The 16,767-nt window shown below is 62.5% G+C and carries 14 protein-coding genes; 6 read left to right on the plus strand and 8 right to left on the minus strand.

Going from position 1 to position 16,767, the window contains the following annotated elements:
* The first annotated feature begins 10 nt into the window (after positions 1-10).
* Both HX824_RS31595 and HX824_RS31600 read left to right on the plus strand, forming a co-directional pair.
* A complete protein-coding gene (locus HX824_RS31595; protein WP_177056021.1) occupies positions 11-2,404 on the plus strand; it encodes a fimbria/pilus outer membrane usher protein in 2,394 nt (797 codons plus the stop codon).
* 16 nt (positions 2,405-2,420) lie between these two features.
* Positions 2,421-3,404, plus strand: a complete 984-nt coding sequence (locus tag HX824_RS31600) for a spore coat U domain-containing protein (RefSeq protein ID WP_256579507.1) — start codon at positions 2,421-2,423, stop codon at positions 3,402-3,404.
* On the opposite strand, the gene HX824_RS31605 is transcribed toward HX824_RS31600, so the two are convergent.
* Complete coding sequence (locus tag HX824_RS31605) at positions 3,401-4,153, minus strand: anti-sigma factor (protein ID WP_003212454.1); 753 nt, start codon at positions 4,151-4,153, stop codon at positions 3,401-3,403. The genes HX824_RS31600 and HX824_RS31605 overlap by 4 nt on opposite strands.
* On the minus strand, positions 4,150-4,656 hold the full coding sequence (locus tag HX824_RS31610; RefSeq protein WP_003212456.1) for an RNA polymerase sigma factor: 507 nt from the start codon (positions 4,654-4,656) through the stop codon (positions 4,150-4,152). The genes HX824_RS31605 and HX824_RS31610 overlap by 4 nt, the downstream gene beginning before the upstream one ends.
* 171 nt (positions 4,657-4,827) lie before the next feature.
* Here HX824_RS31610 and HX824_RS31615 point away from each other — a divergent pair, with 171 nt between their 5' ends.
* Both HX824_RS31615 and HX824_RS31620 read left to right on the plus strand, forming a co-directional pair.
* Positions 4,828-5,910 carry a catalase family peroxidase gene (locus HX824_RS31615; RefSeq protein WP_177056023.1) on the plus strand — a complete coding sequence of 361 codons (1,083 nt, stop codon included), beginning with the start codon at positions 4,828-4,830 and terminating at the stop codon, positions 5,908-5,910.
* Positions 5,907-6,446, plus strand: coding sequence for a cytochrome b (locus tag HX824_RS31620; RefSeq protein WP_003212459.1), 540 nt, complete (start codon positions 5,907-5,909; stop codon positions 6,444-6,446). The genes HX824_RS31615 and HX824_RS31620 overlap by 4 nt, the downstream gene beginning before the upstream one ends.
* 54 nt (positions 6,447-6,500) lie before the next feature.
* Here HX824_RS31620 and HX824_RS31625 read toward each other — a convergent pair whose 3' ends face one another.
* Positions 6,501-7,652: a M14-type cytosolic carboxypeptidase gene (locus HX824_RS31625; RefSeq protein ID WP_003212460.1), complete on the minus strand. Its 1,152-nt coding sequence runs from the start codon at positions 7,650-7,652 to the stop codon at positions 6,501-6,503.
* A 467-nt stretch (positions 7,653-8,119) separates the two neighbouring features.
* Positions 8,120-8,482, minus strand: coding sequence for a DUF6124 family protein (locus tag HX824_RS31630; protein ID WP_102369523.1), 363 nt, complete (start codon positions 8,480-8,482; stop codon positions 8,120-8,122).
* 129 nt (positions 8,483-8,611) lie between these two features.
* On the opposite strand from HX824_RS31630, the gene HX824_RS31635 reads away from it, so the two are divergent.
* Positions 8,612-9,259 carry a LexA family transcriptional regulator gene (locus HX824_RS31635; protein WP_102369522.1) on the plus strand — a complete coding sequence of 216 codons (648 nt, stop codon included), beginning with the start codon at positions 8,612-8,614 and terminating at the stop codon, positions 9,257-9,259.
* Here the strand turns inward: HX824_RS31635 and HX824_RS31640 are convergent.
* From HX824_RS31640 to HX824_RS31655, 4 genes are read right to left on the minus strand one after another with little or no spacing between them, the layout of a single operon-like run.
* A complete protein-coding gene (locus HX824_RS31640) occupies positions 9,256-11,193 on the minus strand; it encodes an acetyl/propionyl/methylcrotonyl-CoA carboxylase subunit alpha (RefSeq protein WP_177056025.1) in 1,938 nt (645 codons plus the stop codon). The genes HX824_RS31635 and HX824_RS31640 overlap by 4 nt on opposite strands.
* Positions 11,190-11,996 (minus strand): gamma-carboxygeranoyl-CoA hydratase, encoded by an 807-nt coding sequence (locus HX824_RS31645; protein ID WP_177029085.1) that lies wholly within the window; start codon positions 11,994-11,996, stop codon positions 11,190-11,192. Before HX824_RS31645 ends, HX824_RS31640 begins: the two co-directional genes overlap by 4 nt.
* A 15-nt stretch (positions 11,997-12,011) precedes the next feature.
* The gene (locus HX824_RS31650) at positions 12,012-13,619 is read right to left on the minus strand and encodes a carboxyl transferase domain-containing protein (RefSeq protein WP_003212470.1); all 1,608 of its coding nucleotides are present in this window, start codon (positions 13,617-13,619) and stop codon (positions 12,012-12,014) included.
* Between the two features lie 14 nt (positions 13,620-13,633).
* Positions 13,634-14,797 (minus strand): isovaleryl-CoA dehydrogenase, encoded by a 1,164-nt coding sequence (locus HX824_RS31655; RefSeq protein ID WP_003212472.1) that lies wholly within the window; start codon positions 14,795-14,797, stop codon positions 13,634-13,636.
* 145 nt (positions 14,798-14,942) lie between these two features.
* On the opposite strand from HX824_RS31655, the gene HX824_RS31660 reads away from it, so the two are divergent.
* Positions 14,943-16,574, plus strand: a complete 1,632-nt coding sequence (locus tag HX824_RS31660) for an AMP-binding protein (protein WP_177041866.1) — start codon at positions 14,943-14,945, stop codon at positions 16,572-16,574.
* Positions 16,575-16,767: the final 193 nt, after the last annotated feature.

The raw sequence follows: 16,767 nt of genomic DNA on the forward strand, positions 1-16,767 counted from the left end.
GTCTTAACGGATGGAGATGTCCATTGATGGACACAATGCCTTGGTGAGCCATGGTTGGGCTCGTAGTCGATGGCGATCGGTGTGGGTGGTGGGCGGCCTGGCGGGCCTGGTGCTTGCGCCGCTTGGCGTGGCCGCGCCGTTGCCGCCGCCGCCCAGCAACATGGAGGCTGTTGCCGATGCACAGTTGTTCCTCGAACTGGTGGTCAACCAGATGGACACTGGCCGGGTGGTGGCCGTGGATCAGCGCGCCGGCGGCCTGTTTGTGCCGGCGGCCACCTTGCGGGACGTGGGCATGAAGCTGCCGGCCGAGATCACCACCGAGGTCGCGCTGGACCACCTGCCGGGCCTGCACACCGATTACGACAGCCAGGGCCAGCGCCTGATGTTGACGGTACCGCCGGCGTGGTTGCCGGCGCAGTTCATCGGCAGCCGCAACAACTACCCGCGCGCCCAGGCACTCACCAGTTTTGGTGCGTTGCTCAACTATGACGCTTACCTGAACGACACCGATGACGCCGGCACATACCTGGGCATTTTCAACGAAGTGCGGCTATTCGATACCTGGGGCACCTTGTCCAATACCGGCCAATACCGCACCACCTTTGGCGGCCAGGCCAGCGGCAGCACTTTGAACAATGGCTACCGGCGCTATGACACCACCTGGCGCTTTTCCGACGATGAGCGCCTGCTGACCTACGAGGCGGGCGACGTGATCAGCAGCGCATTGCCGTGGAGCAGTTCGGTACGCCTGGGCGGGGTGCAAGTGTCGCGGGATTTCGGCGTACGCCCGGACCTGGTGACTTACCCCTTGCCACAATTTGCCGGGGAGGCGGCGGTACCGTCTTCGGTGGACCTGTTCATCAATGGCTACAAATCCAGCAGCGCAGATCTGCAGCCGGGCCCGTACACCTTGACCAACGTGCCGTTTATCAACGGCGCCGGCGAAGCGGTGGTGGTCACCACCGATGCCCTGGGCCGGCAGGTGTCGACCACCGTGCCGTTCTACGTCACCAGTACGTTGTTGCAAAAAGGGCTGTCGGATTTTTCCGTGGCGGCCGGTAATTTGCGCCGCGACTACACCATTCGGGATTTTGGCTACGGGCCGGGCGTGGCCAGCGGCACGTTTCGTTACGGGGTGTCGGACTACTTCACCCTGGAAAGCCATGCCGAAGCCTCAGGCGACCTGACCCTGGGCGGGCTCGGCGGCAACGTGCGGCTGGGCAACTTCGGGGTGCTCAATACCGCCCTCAGCCAAAGCCAGTTTGATGGCGAGACCGGGCAGCAGCTGAGCTTCGGTTATCAATACAGCAACCAGCGCTACAGCCTGTCATACCAGCGAGTAGAACGCCGCGACCAGTACGCCGACCTGACCCTGGTCGACACGCCTTATGCGAGCCTCAGCAAGCGCAGCGAGCAGGTGACCCTGAGCCTGAACCTCAACGATTTCGGCAGCATCGGTGCCGGCTATTTCGATGTGCAGGCAGCCGATGACTCCCGCACCCGGCTGATGAACCTCACCTGGAGCAAGCAGTTGTGGCGCAACACCAGTTTCTACCTGTCGGCCAATCGTGAGGTGGGTGACAGCAACTGGGCCATGCAGGCGCAGTTGGTCATCCCGTTCGACGTCTACGGCAGCCTGGCCTTGAGCAACGAGCGCAGCCAGGCCGGCGAAAGTCGCCAGCGGGTCAACTACAGCCGGGCGGTGCCGTCCGAGGGCGGCGTGGGCTACAACCTGGGTTATGCCAGTGGCGACGGCCCGGCCTATCGCCAGGCCGACCTGACCTGGCGCATGCAGTCGGTGCAATTGCAGGCGGGCGTGTACGGTAGCAGTGACGCCGAGACCCGTTGGGCGGATGCCAGTGGCTCGCTGGTGTGGATGGACAATCAGGTGTTCACCGCCAACCAGGTCAATGACGCGTTTGTGGTGGTGAGCACCGACGGCTATTCCGGGGTGCCGGTGCTTTATGAAAACCAGCTGGTGGGTGAAACCGACCGCAACGGGCACTTGCTGGTGCCGTGGAGCAGCGCGTACTACCGCGGCAAGTATGAAATCGACCCGCTGAACCTGCCGGTCAACGTGCAGACCCCGAATGTCGAGCAGCGCGTGGCGGTGCGGCGCGGCAGCGGCTACCTGCTGGAGTTCCCGGTGCGCCGGGTGATCGCGGCCAGTATCACCCTGGTGGATGCCCGGCATCAGGACCTGCCCCTGGGCAGCCAGGTGCGTCATGAGCAAACCGGGGCGCGCGCGGTGGTGGGGTGGGATGGCCTGGTGTACCTGGAGAACCTGGCGGCCCACAACACCTTGCAAGTCACTGTGGGTGAGGGCCGTACCTGCCAGGCAACGTTCGACGTGGATATCAACGAGGAGCAGGTGCCGCTGATCGGGCCGCTGGTTTGCCAATGAGACAAGGAGTGTGGGTGTGCGGGTCAAGGAATGGATAGTTGGACTGCTGGTGCTGGCGGGCCTGGGTTTTTCGCTACAGGCAATGGCCGCGTGTTCGGCGCCGGGAGCTACGTCGCCGGCCAGCTTTGGCTCGATCAGTTCGATGACGGTGCGCACCGCTGCCCAGACCAGTTCCACCACCAACGCTGGCTTGAACTGCGGGGCCACGTTGATTTCGCTGCTGGCGGCGAGTGATCACTTCTATGCAACCATCACCTCGGCCACCAGCGGCATGGTCGGCCCTACCGGGGATGTCATCGGTTATACGATTTACGCCAATAACAGCACCAGTTACCCGATCAACCGTGGCACCCAGTTCGATTTCGGCGCGACGGGCATTGCCCAAAGCGTTGGCCTGGTTTCCGGGCCGGGCACGAAGACCTTGCCGCTTTACCTGAGATCGATCACCGGCAGCAACGTGGCTGCCGGCCTTTACACGGAGACACTCAGCATCGCCTGGGTCTGGAACTACTGCGCGGTGCTGGGGGTTGGGTCGCTGTGTGTCTTCCGGGATTCCGGCTCGGGCACATCCTCCCTGACAGTCAGCATGACGGTGAGCAACGACTGTCAGATCACCGCGCCCAACATCAGCTTCGGCAGCGCGCCGGTGATCAGTGGTTTTTCCAGTGTGAACGGGCAAGCCACGATTGCCTGCACCAAGGGCAGTGCCTACACCGTGGGCATCAGCGATGGCCAGAACCCGGTGAGTGTGGGCGGGCAGCGGCGGATGATCTCGGGGAGCAATTTCCTCAATTACGACATCTTCAAAAGCGCCACCACCACTCGCTGGGGCAGCGTGACCACCGCCCGGCGCGCCAGCTCCACGGCTGAGGTGAACCCCGGGAATGGCCTGGGCACCGGCAGCCAGGTTTTCAACTACAACGCGGCGATCTATAGCAACCAGGCCACGCCGCCGGCCGGTACCTACGTCGATAACGTGGTGCTGGATGTGGGTTTCTAGAACCGCATCGTCTGCTTGAGCATCTGCGTGGTCGACGGGTCTTGCGGGCTGACCATCGCATAGTTGTAGCCCGCGCCCGACCAGTATTCGGCCTGCAGCCCGTCGGCACTGCGGCTGCCACGGGGCAGGAATTTGTTTTCCGGGCCCGGCGGACGGATATAGAAACTGATGCGCCGCCCTTGGGGGTCTTCATACAGCACCATGGCCGCCGCGCCTTGTTCGGTGCTGAGCAGGCGCCCGCTGACCGCCTTGAACCCGGCCTGGCTCAGGTCCGGCAGGCGGTAGGCCTGGTTGAAATAACGGTCGAGCCAGCCTTGCATGTCGCCACCGCTTTGCACGTGGTAGTCGGCGGGCAGGATGCCGTCCTGGGCAAACAGGCGGTAGGCCTGCATCGCGTCGCTCATGGGCGCCATGCTCTCGAGCAGCGTGGCCTGGCGGGCCTGCCAGCCGCCGAGGCCGCCGACACTGACGGCAATCAACAGCATGGCGGCGGTTGCGAGATGGCGGCGTGACTGGCGCTTGACCCGCTGGCGAATCAGGGCGGGGTCCAGCTCGGGGTTGGCGGGTTGTTGCAGTGCGCCGCTCAACGATGCCCGCAGGTGCTGCGCGTCCTGTTGCCAGGCGTGCACCTGGGCGGCGACGTCCGGGTGGGCCGCCAGCCAGGTTTCGAGCTGGCGGCGGTCGGCGTCCAGGAGTTGGTGATCGACGTAGGCATGCAAATCGCGTTCGCTGGGAGGCAGGCTGATCATTTGAGTATCCGCAGGGCAGGGCTGGTGATTTCGCCGTCGCTGAGCTGGCGCAGCGCCTGGCGCGCGCGCGACAGGCGAGACATCACGGTGCCCACTGGCACCTCGAGGATGTCGGCGACTTCTTTGTAGCTCAAGCCTTCCACCGAGACCCACAGCAGCAGGGCGCGCTGTTCGGTGTTCAATTTGTCGAAGGCTTGCAGGGTCGATTGCGCGATGACGGTGCGCTCGACCGACGGCTGCGAATCATCGCGGCCGGTGAAAAATTCCAGCATGCGTGTGTACCGCCGGGAGCGCCGATGGGCGTCGAGGAACTGCCGGTAGAGGATCGAGAACAGCCAGGCGCGCAAGTCGCCTTCGAGGCGTTTGTCGGCCCAACTGATGATCGCGCGCTCAAGGCTCGCCTGCACCAGGTCGTCGGCGCTGCTGGTGTTACGCGTCAGGGACACGGCAAAACGCCGCAACCTGGGGATGAGTTCACGTAACTGTTCGTCGAGTTCGTGCATGGGATTCTGGCTAGTCACTACGCTGGGACTAGGAAGACGTCCGGCGTTGAAGGTTATTCCAGGCCAATAAAAATAAACAGCAGGCCAGGGAATAGAGTGCGCTGGCGTTCGTCCCAAGTGTTCCGACCTTATGTTTCACCCACTCAAGGCCTTGGGCCCTGGAGTTATTTCATGGTAGATCACTCATCACCGCCCCGTCCGCCGCTGAGCACCGCAAGCCTGATAATTCGGTTGGCCAGCATCGGCGTGGTGGTTGCCGTCGTGGCCGGGGCGTTTGCCTACGTTAACGGAAGCCTCGACCCACAGCGGTTGCGCCCCAAAACCCTGGTCAATGCCTTGGAAACCAACAACGGCTTGCACCCTGGCTACCGGCGTAACCATGCCAAGGGCGTGTGCGTGGCCGGTTATTTCGAGAGCAGCCCCGAGGCGCGCCAGTACTCCAGTGCCCAGGTATTCAGCGAGGCGCGTACCCCGGTTATCGGGCGTTTTGCGCTGCCCAGCGGCAACCCGTATGCGCCGGACAGCAGCGTGCCGATCCGCAGTTTTGCCTTGCAGTTCAACTTGGCCAACGGCCAGCAATGGCGCACCGGGATGAACAGCATGCCGGTGTTCCCGGTGGGCACGCCCGAGGCCTTCTTCGAGATGCTCAAGGCCGGCGCACCTGACCCGGCCACCGGCAAGCCGAACCCGGCAGGCATGCCGGCGTTCTTCGCGGCGCACCCCGAGACCGCGCCGTTCCTGGCCTGGGTCAAGACCGCCAAGCCATCTGCCAGCTATGCCACTGAAACCTATAACGGCATCAACGCGTTTTACCTGGTAAACGCCAGCGGCCAACGCCAGGCCGTGCGCTGGGGCGTCGTACCGCAAAGCCAGGATGCTGCGGGGGCCACGGCGCCCGCCGGCAGCGACTTCCTCGAAAAAGACCTGGCCCAGCGCCTGGTGGCCGGGCCGTTGCGCTGGCAGTTGAACCTCACCCTGGCCAACCCGGGCGACCCGGTGGATGACGCCAGCAAGACCTGGACCGGTGAGCACAAGGTGCTGAATGCCGGGACCCTGGTGCTGGAAAGCAGCCAGCCGCAAATGAACGGTGATTGCCGTGACATCAACTTTGATCCACTGGTGCTGCCGAGCGGTATCGAAGCCTCGAATGACCCATTGCTGGCCGCCCGTTCGGCGGCGTACGCCAGTTCCTACCTGCGTCGCACCAGCGAAGTCAGCCAGCTGCACAGCGCCCCTCAGGAGTCGAAGCCATGAATGCCCAACCCCGGTTTTTCGCCCCGCTGGCGCGGCTGCTGCATTGGCTGATGGCGTTGATGATCATCGCCATGCTGTTTATCGGCGCGGGCATGGTGGCCTCGGTTTCCGAACGCCATGAGTGGCTGATCCACCTGCACAAGCCGCTGGGCATTGCGATCCTGGCGCTGGTGATCGTGCGCCTGGTGGTGCGTTTTTCCACGCGCCAGCCGCCGCTGCCTGCCGACTTGCCGCTGTGGCAAGTGCTGGCGGCCAAGGCCTCCCACGTGGTGCTGTATGCGTTGATGCTGGTGTTGCCGCTGCTGGGCTGGGCGATGATTTCAGCGGCCGGCGACCCGGTGATGCTCAGCAGTTCGGTGCAGTTGCCGGCGCTGGTGGGGGCGAATGCGCCGTTGTTTGCCGTGTTGCGCAAGGCTCACGGTTACCTGGCGTATTTGCTGTTTCTGACGGTGTTGTTGCACCTGGCGGCGGCGCTGTTCCACGGTTTGATCCGGCGTGACGGTGTGTTGCAAAGCATGACCGGCAGCAAGGACTGAAGCCTTCCCCGGCGGCGGTTGCTGTGAGGCAGCCGTCGCCGGGATCGTGGATGTTTAGCGCAATACGCCGACGATATCCGCCACGCTGCTCAACACGTCCTTGCCCAACTGCATCGAGCGTTTGCCCGACCAGCCGGTGTGCGGGTTGGGCGCGTCGTCGTTGTCCTTGAAGGGCATTTCCAGGGTCAGGGACAAGCAATCGAACTTCTCGCCGACGCTGTTGCACGCCAGGGTCATATTGGCTTCGCCCGGCAAATCGCGGGTGTAGCCATGCGCGGTCTGAAAATCCCGGGTGAGGTTGCTCAGGTGGCTGCGGAAGTGTTTTTCCAACTGCTCGATACGTGGCGTGTAGCCCGGGTTGCCTTCACAACCGGCGGTGAACACATAGGGGATTTCCTCGTCGCCGTGGATATCCAGGAACAGGTCAACGCCGTACTTTTCCATTTGTTGCTGGACGAACAGTACTTCGGGGCTGATCTCCTGGCTCGCACTCTGCCAGGCGCGGTTGAGGTCCTGGCCCATGGCGTTGGTGCGCAGATGCCCATGGAACGCACCATCGGGGTTCATGTTCGGTACCAGGTACAGGTCGGCGGCGGCCAGGAGCTTTTTCAGCTCGGCGTCACCGTCCTGTTGCAGGCGCTCGATGATGCCTTCCATAAACCATTCGGCCATGTGCTCGCCGGGATGCTGCTGGGCGATGATCCAGACCTTGCGCTTGTTGGCCTCGCCCTTGCCACGGCGCAGCAGTTGGATATCACGGCCTTCGACACTTTTGCCGGTGGCCAGCAATTGCGTGCCGGCGCGGTTCAGCGCCTGGTCGATCAGCCAGTCGTGGCGTTCGCGGCTGTAGGGTTCGAAGTAAGCGAACCAGGCCTGTTTTTCACGGGTTTCGAGGGTGATGTGCAGCGTCTCGCCATCAAAGCGGGTCGGTACCCGAAACCAGTTGATATGGTCGTAGGACGCCACGGCGTTGTAGCCGCTCCAGGCGTGCTTGTAGGACGAGTGGCCGGCATTGCTCAGGCGGAAGGTGTGGGTGTGACCCACGTGCATGCCTTCGGCCTTGAAGTGGAACCACTGGTAGTGCTGGCTGCGCGTATCGGGCTTTATCGCCAGCAGCAACTGGTGAGCATCACTGGCGTCGAGCACCTGGATATTGCCACTGTCGAAGTCGGTGCTGATCTTGATGGAGGTCAAGGCCACGGTCATAGTCTGGTTGCCTGAATATGAGTGTTGTGGCGGGCATTTTACACCGGAGCGGGGCAAAGCCTGGATGCAATTTTTGCGGGTGAAGAGGGGGGCGTCGTCCATGACGCCGCCGCAGCTTAGAATCTATGAGATTGATTCTCAAGTGCTATTTTTGAAAGAACCGGCCTAGAGCGCTCGATCGACTTTCTTTTGGCGATGGTCTTTTGCTACCATGCGCGCCATCAAGCAACACACAGTCTTCATTAGCCTGAAGTCACGCCAGGGAAAAACTGGCAAAAAAAAGACCCGGCCAAAGAGCCGGGTCAAAAACCGTGATTAGCCTGATGAGGAGATATTCCAAGAGTCCGACCTAAGGTCTCTTGGTCTATCGACTGATCTCGCGATCAGCTAGGTCCAATAATAATCATTATCATTTGCAAGTCAAATGTTTTTATCCCTCGGATAGAAATATTTTTCCCGCGTGCCTGTTACAGGCTGGCCGGCTGTTCGGCACCCCTCGCCGAAAGCCGCAGTGACCGCTCCACCATCACCTTCGCCATATCAATCAAATAGACCACTGAAAACGCCAGGTCCCGGCTATTGCCGTGGGCGCTGTTTGCCGATTCGTACGCAGTGGCCGCGGCGCTGCGCAGCAGGTCGGAGGCGTGGACCAGGGCCTCCTCGTCGCTGATGCCGGGCTTGACCTCGAACAACGTGTCGTCAACGGAGGGCGGTGCGGCATCCTCTTTCAGGTAATAGTCCAGCGCGCGTTGGGCGGCGCCACTGCTGCGCAGGAACAGCCGTTCGTCTTCATCGCAGGTGTCGGGCAGGGTATACGGGGTGGTCGTCATAAGGGCAGTGCTCTGTGCGGGTGTCGAAAGCCTGCAATCGATATTAGTACTAATCGTATTTATGGCGTTTTATTGATTACTACAAACTGTTTATTGTCGTGGTGAGTACACAACGTATTGTCAGGGCCCATGGATAAATGGATAGCGTTGGTCAAGGCCAACATGAAAGACCGCAAGGTCACGCAGGACCAACTGGCGTCGCGCCTGGGCATGTCTCAGGGCGGGGTCGGCCACTGGCTGAACAAGCGTCGGGTGCCGAGCCTTGCCGATATGAACCGGGTGATGCAGGAGCTGGGCCTGGATGGGCTCGAGGTCGCGCTGGTGGTTCGCGAAAAAGCGCTCGCGGCGGTTGCCGAGGAACTGCAGCCGGCGCCGCACTACAACCCGAATTACCGTTACCCGGTGAGCGAAGGGAAGGGAGGCTACCCATTGCAGGAAGAACCTCGGCCGTACGGCGTTACTCGTTTTCAGATGAGCGACTATCACGCCCGTGGCAAGGCGTTCTGGATGCGCGTGACTGGCGACGCCATGACCGCCCCCAGCGGCTTGAGTATCAATGAAGGCACGATGATTCTGGTGGACCCGGCCATCCAGCCCGAGCCCGGCAAACTGGTGGTGGCCCAATGGGCATTTGATTCCCAGGCGATCTTGCGCAAATGGGTCAGGCAGAGCGGCCAGCTTTACCTGGTGCCGCTCAACCCTACGTACCCGAAGATGCTGTTCAGTGAAGAGTGCCGGATCATCGGCGTGGTGGCGCAGGCGGTCACGAGGTTTTAACTCGCGGCTTCCAGCTCCACCAGTGCGCTGCCTTCACCGACCATTTCGCCTTCCTGGCAGTACAGCGCCTTGACCACGCCGGCATGGGGCGCGCGAATGCTGTGTTCCATCTTCATGGCCTCCAGCACCACCAACTGCGTACCGGCTTCAACCGTTTGCCCGACTTCCACCAGCACTCGCACGATGCTGCCGTTCATCGGTGCGGCCAGGCCGCCCTGATGGGACTGGCTGGCATCGACGGCGGCAATCGGGTCGAACAGGCTGACACTGTGCACCTCGCCGTCCCAGCGCAAAAACACACTGCCGCCCTCGCGTACCGCCAGATGGGAGCGGCGCACGCCGTGCTGGTCGATCAGCAATTGTTCGCCGTGCAACTGGGGCGGGTTGATGCCGGCTTGCAGCATTACCAGGCGATCCTGGCCGTTGCAGCTCAGGTGCAGGGAAACCTCGCCCGGCAAGCCTGCGCGAAAACCTCGGGTGTCGGCCCAGGGCGAACGGGTGTCAGTGCTCGGTTGGGTCTGCATGAACGCCTGGCCGGCGGCCTGCCAGAACTCATCGCTCAACTCCCCTGGCACAGGCAGCAGCTCATCCTGATAACGCGGGATAAACCCGGTATCGAGCTCGGCAGCGGCAAACGCCGGATGGCCGATAATGCGCCGCAAAAAGCCCAGGTTGGTCTTCAGTCCACCCACGGCAAATTCATCGAGCATGCCCAGCAGCCGCAGGCGCGCCTGTTCGCGGTCCTCGCCCCAGGCAATCAACTTGCCCAGCATCGGGTCGTAGAACGGTGACACGTTGTCGCCTTGTTCGACGCCGCTGTCTACCCGGCGCCCGGGCCGTGGCGTGGATTCGCGGTACAGCGCCAGGTGCCCGGTGGCCGGCAGAAAATCGTTGGCCGGGTCCTCGGCGTACAGGCGCACTTCAATCGCATGCCCCAGCAGCGGCACTTGCTCCTGAGTCATCGGCAGCGGCTCGCCCTGGGCCACGCGAATCTGCCAGGCCACCAGGTCCAGGCCGGTGATGGCCTCGGTCACCGGGTGTTCCACCTGCAGCCGGGTGTTCATCTCCATGAAGAAAAACTCGCCCCGGGCGTCCAGCAGAAACTCCACGGTGCCCGCGCCCACGTAGCCGATGGCCTGGGCCGCACGCACGGCCGCTTCGCCCATGGCCTTGCGCTGCTCGGCACTCAGGCCCGGCGCCGGGGCTTCTTCGACGACTTTTTGATGGCGGCGCTGGATCGAGCAATCGCGCTCATTGAGGTACAGGCAGTGACCGTGCTGGTCGGCGAACACCTGGATCTCCACGTGACGCGGCTTGAGCAAATACTTTTCCACCAGCATCTGCGCATTGCCAAAGGAGGACAGTGCTTCACGCTGTGCCGAGGCCAACGCTTCGGCCAGTTGACTGACGTCCTCGACCACCTTCATGCCCTTGCCGCCACCGCCTGCCGTTGCCTTGAGCAGCACCGGGTAACCGATACGCTCGGCTGCCTGGCGGAAAGTCTCCAGATCCTGGGCGTCGCCGTGGTAACCCGGCACCAACGGCACGCCGGCGGTTTCCATCAACGCCTTGGCGGCCGATTTGCTGCCCATGGCATCAATGGCCGAGGCGGGCGGGCCGAGGAAGATCAACCCGGCGGCTTCAATGGCACGGGCAAACCCTGCGTTCTCCGAAAGAAACCCATAACCCGGGTGAATCGCCTGGGCGCCGCTGGCCTGGGCCGCGGCGATCAGTTTGTCGATTTGCAGGTAACTGTCGGCGGCCTTGCTGCCGCCCAGGTCCACACGAATATCAGCCTCGCGGGTGTGCCGCGCGTCACGGTCGGTGGCGCTGTGCACGGCCACGGTGGTCAGGCCCATGGCCTTGGCGGTACGCATCACCCGGCAGGCGATTTCGCCACGGTTGGCTACCAATACGGTAGTAAGCGTCTTCATGAACGCGGCTCCTGAGGCTGCCAGTTGGGCGCGCGTTTTTGCAGAAAGGCACGCAGGCCTTCCTGGCCTTCGGCGCTGACGCGGATCCGGGCGATGGAGTTTTCGCAGTAGCGACGCAATGCTGGCGTCAGGGCACCGTGGCCGACTTCCCGTAGCAGGTCCTTGCTGGCGCGCATGGCCGCCGGGCTGTTGAGCAGCAGATTGGCAATCCACAATTGGACTTGAACGTCCAACTCATCAGCGGGATAACTCTCCGCCAACAACCCGATTTCCCGCGCCCGCTGGCCGCCGAAGCGATCTGCCGTGAGGGCATAGCGTCGGGCAGCCCGCTCACCGATCGCCTGCACCACGAACGGGCTGATCACCGCCGGCGCCAGGCCAATGCGCACTTCCGACAGGCAGAACTGCGCATCGTCGGCGCCAATCGCCATGTCGCAGCAACTGATCAACCCCAGGGCACCACCGTAGGCCGCACCCTGGACTACCGCCAGCGTCGGGATCTTCAGCTTGGCGAGGTTGTACATCAGCTCCGCCAGTTCTCGGGCATCGTCCAGGTTGGTGTGGTAATCCAGTTCGGCCGACTGCTGCATCCAGGCCAGGTCGGCGCCGGCGCTGAAGTGTTTGCCGCGCCCGCGCAGTACCAGAAAGCGCAGGGCCGGATCGCCTTGCACCCGGTCCAGGGCAATGATCAGTTCGCGGATCATTTCGGCATTGAACGCGTTGTTCTTGGCTTCACGACTGAGCCACAGCGTGGCAAAGCCACGGGGGTCGGTGATCAGTTCGAGGGTGTTGAAATCGCTCATGGGGTGCAGCTCCATTTACATGCGGAACACGCCGAAGCGGCTCGGCTCGATGGGGGCGTTCAGCGCGGCGGACAGGGCCAGGGCGAGCACGTCGCGGGTCTGCAGCGGGTCGATGACGCCGTCATCCCACAGCCGTGCGCTGGAGTAGTAGGGGTGGCCCTGGGTTTCGTACTGGTCGAGGATCGGCTGCTTGATCGCCGCTTCCTCATCGCTGCTGAAACCCTGGCCGGCGCGCTCGGCCTGCTCACGCTTGACCTGCACCAGCACGCCGGCGGCCTGTTCGGCGCCCATCACGCCGATGCGTGCGTTGGGCCACATCCACAAGAAGCGCGGGTCGTAGGCGCGTCCACACATGCCGTAGTTACCGGCGCCGAAGCTGCCGCCGATGATCACGGTGAACTTCGGCACCTTGGCACAGGCTACCGCTGTCACCAGTTTGGCGCCGTGCTTGGCGATGCCGCCGGCTTCGTATTTCTGGCCGACCATGAAGCCGGTGATGTTTTGCAGGAACAACAGCGGAATCCCGCGCTGGCAGGCCAGTTCGATAAAGTGCGCGCCTTTTTGCGCGGCCTCGGCGAAGAGGATGCCGTTGTTGGCCAGGATCGCAATCGGATAGCCGTGCAGGTGCGCAAAGCCGCACACCAGTGTGGTGCCAAACAACGCCTTGAATTCATCGAACACCGAGCCGTCCACCAATCGCGCGATCACCTCGCGTACATCGAACGGTTGCTTGGCGTCGGCCGGAATCACGCCGTACAGCTCTTCGCTGCTATAAAGCGGCGCCAGCGGCGTGCGTTGTTGCAATTGCCCCAGCTTGCGCCAGTTGAGGTTGGCCACACTGCGCCGAGCCAGGGCCAGCGCATGTTCGTCGCTGTCGGCATAGTGGTCGGCCACCCCGGAAATCTTGCAGTGCACATCGGCACCGCCCAGGTCTTCGGCGCTGACCACTTCACCGGTCGCCGCCTTCACCAGCGGCGGGCCGGCGAGGAAAATGGTGGCTTGCTGGCGGACCATGATTGCTTCGTCCGCCATCGCCGGTACATAGGCGCCACCGGCAGTGCAGGAGCCCATCACCACTGCGATCTGCGGGATGCCCTGGGCGCTCATGTTCGCCTGGTTGAAGAAGATCCGTCCGAAGTGCTCGCGGTCCGGGAACACTTCATCCTGACGCGGCAGGTTGGCGCCGCCGGAGTCCACCAGGTAGATGCACGGCAGGCGGTTCTGCTCGGCGATGGTCTGGGCGCGCAGGTGTTTCTTGACGGTCAGCGGGTAGTACGAGCCGCCTTTCACCGTGGCGTCGTTGGCGACGATCATGCATTCGACGCCTTCCACCCGGCCAATCCCGGCAATCACCCCGGCAGCGGGCACGTCTTCGCCGTACACCTGATAAGCCGCCAGCTGGCTGAGTTCAAGGAACGGCGAGCCAGGGTCGAGCAAGCGATTGATCCGCTCGCGGGGCAACAGCTTGCCCCGCGACGTATGCCGCTCCTGGGCCTTGGCGCCGCCGCCTTGCTGCACCTGGGCGAGCAGGGTATGCAGGGCGTCGACCTGTTGGAGCATCGCCGCGCTGTTGGCGGCGAATTCCGCCGAGCGCGGGTTGAGCTGGGTGTGCAGGGTAGCCATGGTGCGCGCTCCGTTCAGCGGGTTTCGTTAAACAGTTCGCGACCGATCAACATGCGCCGGATCTCACTGGTGCCGGCACCGATTTCATACAGCTTGGCGTCACGCAATAGACGACCAGCCGGGAATTCATTGATATAGCCATTGCCGCCGAGAATCTGGATCGCGTCGAGGGCCATCTGGGTAGCGCGTTCGGCGCTGTAGAGGATCACGCCGGCGGCGTCCTTGCGCGTGGTTTCGCCGCGCTCGCAGGCCTGGGCCACGGCGTACAGGTAGGCGCGGCTGGCGTTGAGCTGGGTGTACATGTCGGCGACCTTGCCCTGGATCAGCTGGAACTCGCCGATGCTCTGGCCGAACTGCTTGCGGTCATGGATGTAGGGCACGATCAGGTCCATGCAGGCCTGCATGATCCCGGTCGGGCCGCCGGACAGCACAACGCGTTCGTAATCGAGGCCGCTCATCAGCACTTTCACGCCGCCATTGAGTGCGCCGAGGATGTTTTCTTCCGGCACTTCGACGTCATCGAAAAACAACTCGCAGGTGTTGGAGCCGCGCATGCCGAGCTTGTCGAACTTGTTGCTGCGACTGAAGCCCTTCGAGTCGCGCTCGACGATAAACGCGGTGATGCCGTGGGCACCCTTTTCCAGGTCGGTCTTGGCGTAGATCACGTAGGTATTGGCATCAGGGCCGTTGGTGATCCAGGTCTTGCTACCGTTGAGCACATACACACTGCCGCGTTTATCGGCGCGCAGCTTCATGGAGACCACATCGGAACCGGCGTTCGGCTCGCTCATGGCGAGTGCGCCGATGTGTTCGCCGCTGATCAGCTTGGGCAGGTATTTGAGTTTTTGCTCATGGGTGCCGTTGCGGTTGATCTGGTTGACGCAGAGGTTGGAGTGCGCGCCGTAGGACAACGCCACCGAAGCCGAACCCCGGCTGATCTCTTCCATGGCCACCACGTGGGCCAGGTAGCCCAGGCCGGCGCCGCCGTATTCTTCCGGCACGGTGATGCCCAGCAGGCCCATATCGCCGAACTTGCGCCACATATCGGCGGGGAACAGGTTGTCGATATCGATCTGCGCAGCGCGCGGCGCCAGTTCCTTGGCCACGAAGGACTGCACCTGGTCGCGCAGCATGTCGATGGTTTCACCGAGGGCGAAGTTCAGGGAGGGGTAACTCATGGACGGGCACCTTCTAGCGTTGTTTTTGTATGGCCAATACGCCGGGGAGGGCGATCACCTTTACGTTAACGTAAACTTGCGTTGCGGGCCTGTCAATCGTAGTTTACGTTTACGTCAACCTACAAAAAAGACAACAGGGGTCGTTATGGATCAATCGAATCAGAGCTACAGCCGCGGCTGTCAGGATAAGGCCTTGCTGGCCATGACTATCGGCCAGGCCTTTGATCAAACGGTTTCGCGCTACTCCGACGGCGAAGCCTTGGTCGTGGGCCATCAACAGCGTCGCTACACCTGGCGGCAACTGGCAGAGACGGTTGACTTGCATGCACGTGCGTTCCTGGCCTTGGGGATGCAGGCCGGCGACCGCTTGGGCATCTGGGCCCCCAACTGCGCCGAGTGGTGCATCAGCCAGGTCGCCAGCGCCAAAATCGGCGTGATTCTGGTCAATATCAACCCGGCGTATCGCAGCAGTGAATTGGAGTACGTACTCAAGCAATCCGGTTGCCAGTGGTTGGTGTGCGCCGGGTCGTTCAAGACCTCCGATTACCACGGCATGTTGCAGGAGCTTCAACCTGACCTGCGCGGCATCATCAGCCTTGATCCCAGCCCGCCCCCGGGGTTTACGCCCTGGTCGCAATTGGCGGCCCTCGGGGCAGGCGTCCCGCCCGAGCAATTGCAGATCCGCCAGGCCGGCCTGCACTTCGATCAACCCGTCAATATCCAGTACACCTCCGGCACCACCGGCTTCCCCAAGGGTGCCACCCTCAGTCACCACAACATCCTCAATAACGGCTACATGGTTGGCGAAAGCCTGGGCCTGACGGCGCAAGATCGCCTGGTGATCCCGGTGCCGCTGTATCACTGCTTTGGCATGGTGATGGGTAACCTGGGCTGCATCACCCATGGCACCACGATGATCTACCCGAGTGACGGTTTCGACCCATTGCTGACCCTGGCTGCCGTCGCCGAAGAACAGGCCACCGGGCTATACGGGGTGCCTACCATGTTTATCGCCATGCTTGATCACCCGCGCCGCGCCGAGTTCGACCTGTCGCGCCTGCGCACCGGGATCATGGCGGGCGCCACTTGTCCGATCGAGGTGATGCGCCGGGTTATCAGCGAGATGCACATGAGTGAGGTGCAGATTGCCTATGGCATGACGGAAACCAGCCCGGTGTCGTTGCAGACCGGGCCGGATGATGACCTTGAGCGGCGTGTTACGACGGTTGGCCGGACCCAGCCACAGCTGGAAAGCAAGATTATCGATGACGCCGGTAACACGGTTGCTCGGGGCCAGGTAGGGGAGCTGTGTACCCGGGGCTACAGCGTGATGCTCGGTTACTGGAATAATCCTGACAGCACTCGTGAGGCTATCGACGAGGCGGGCTGGATGCACACCGGCGACCTGGCGACCATGGATGAACATGGGTATGTGTGCATCGCCGGGCGTAACAAGGACATGATCATTCGCGGAGGTGAGAACGTGTACCCGCGGGAGTTGGAGGAGTTTTTCTTTACTCATCCGGCGGTGGCGGATGTGCAGGTGATCGGGATTCCGGATGAGCGTTACGGTGAGGCGATTGTGGCGTGGATCAAGTTTCATCCGGGGCATGTGGCCAATGAGCTTGAGCTGCAGACGTGGTGCAAGGGGCGGATTGCGCACTTCAAGATGCCCAAGCATTTCAAATTTGTGGATGAGTTTCCGATGACGGTGACGGGGAAGATCCAGAAGTTTCGGATGCGGGAAATTATGATTGAAGAGTTGAAGGGGGGGTGAGGGGTGTTTATCCGTTATTCAGGTAACGGCGGCTTATGGTTTCGCTCTTACAGCGAGTCACTTTGCAAAAGCGGCAAAGTAACCAAAGCGCTCTGCCCCGCCTGTCGGCGCCTCGCCTAGGCTCGGCGTTCCCTCACTCCGGCATTGCTCCGCGGGCCGCCGCGACGGGCCATCCATGGCCCGGCGCGGCTAA

It is taken from the genome of Pseudomonas sp. D4002, assembly GCF_013385665.1.
Lineage (GTDB): Bacteria > Pseudomonadota > Gammaproteobacteria > Pseudomonadales > Pseudomonadaceae > Aquipseudomonas.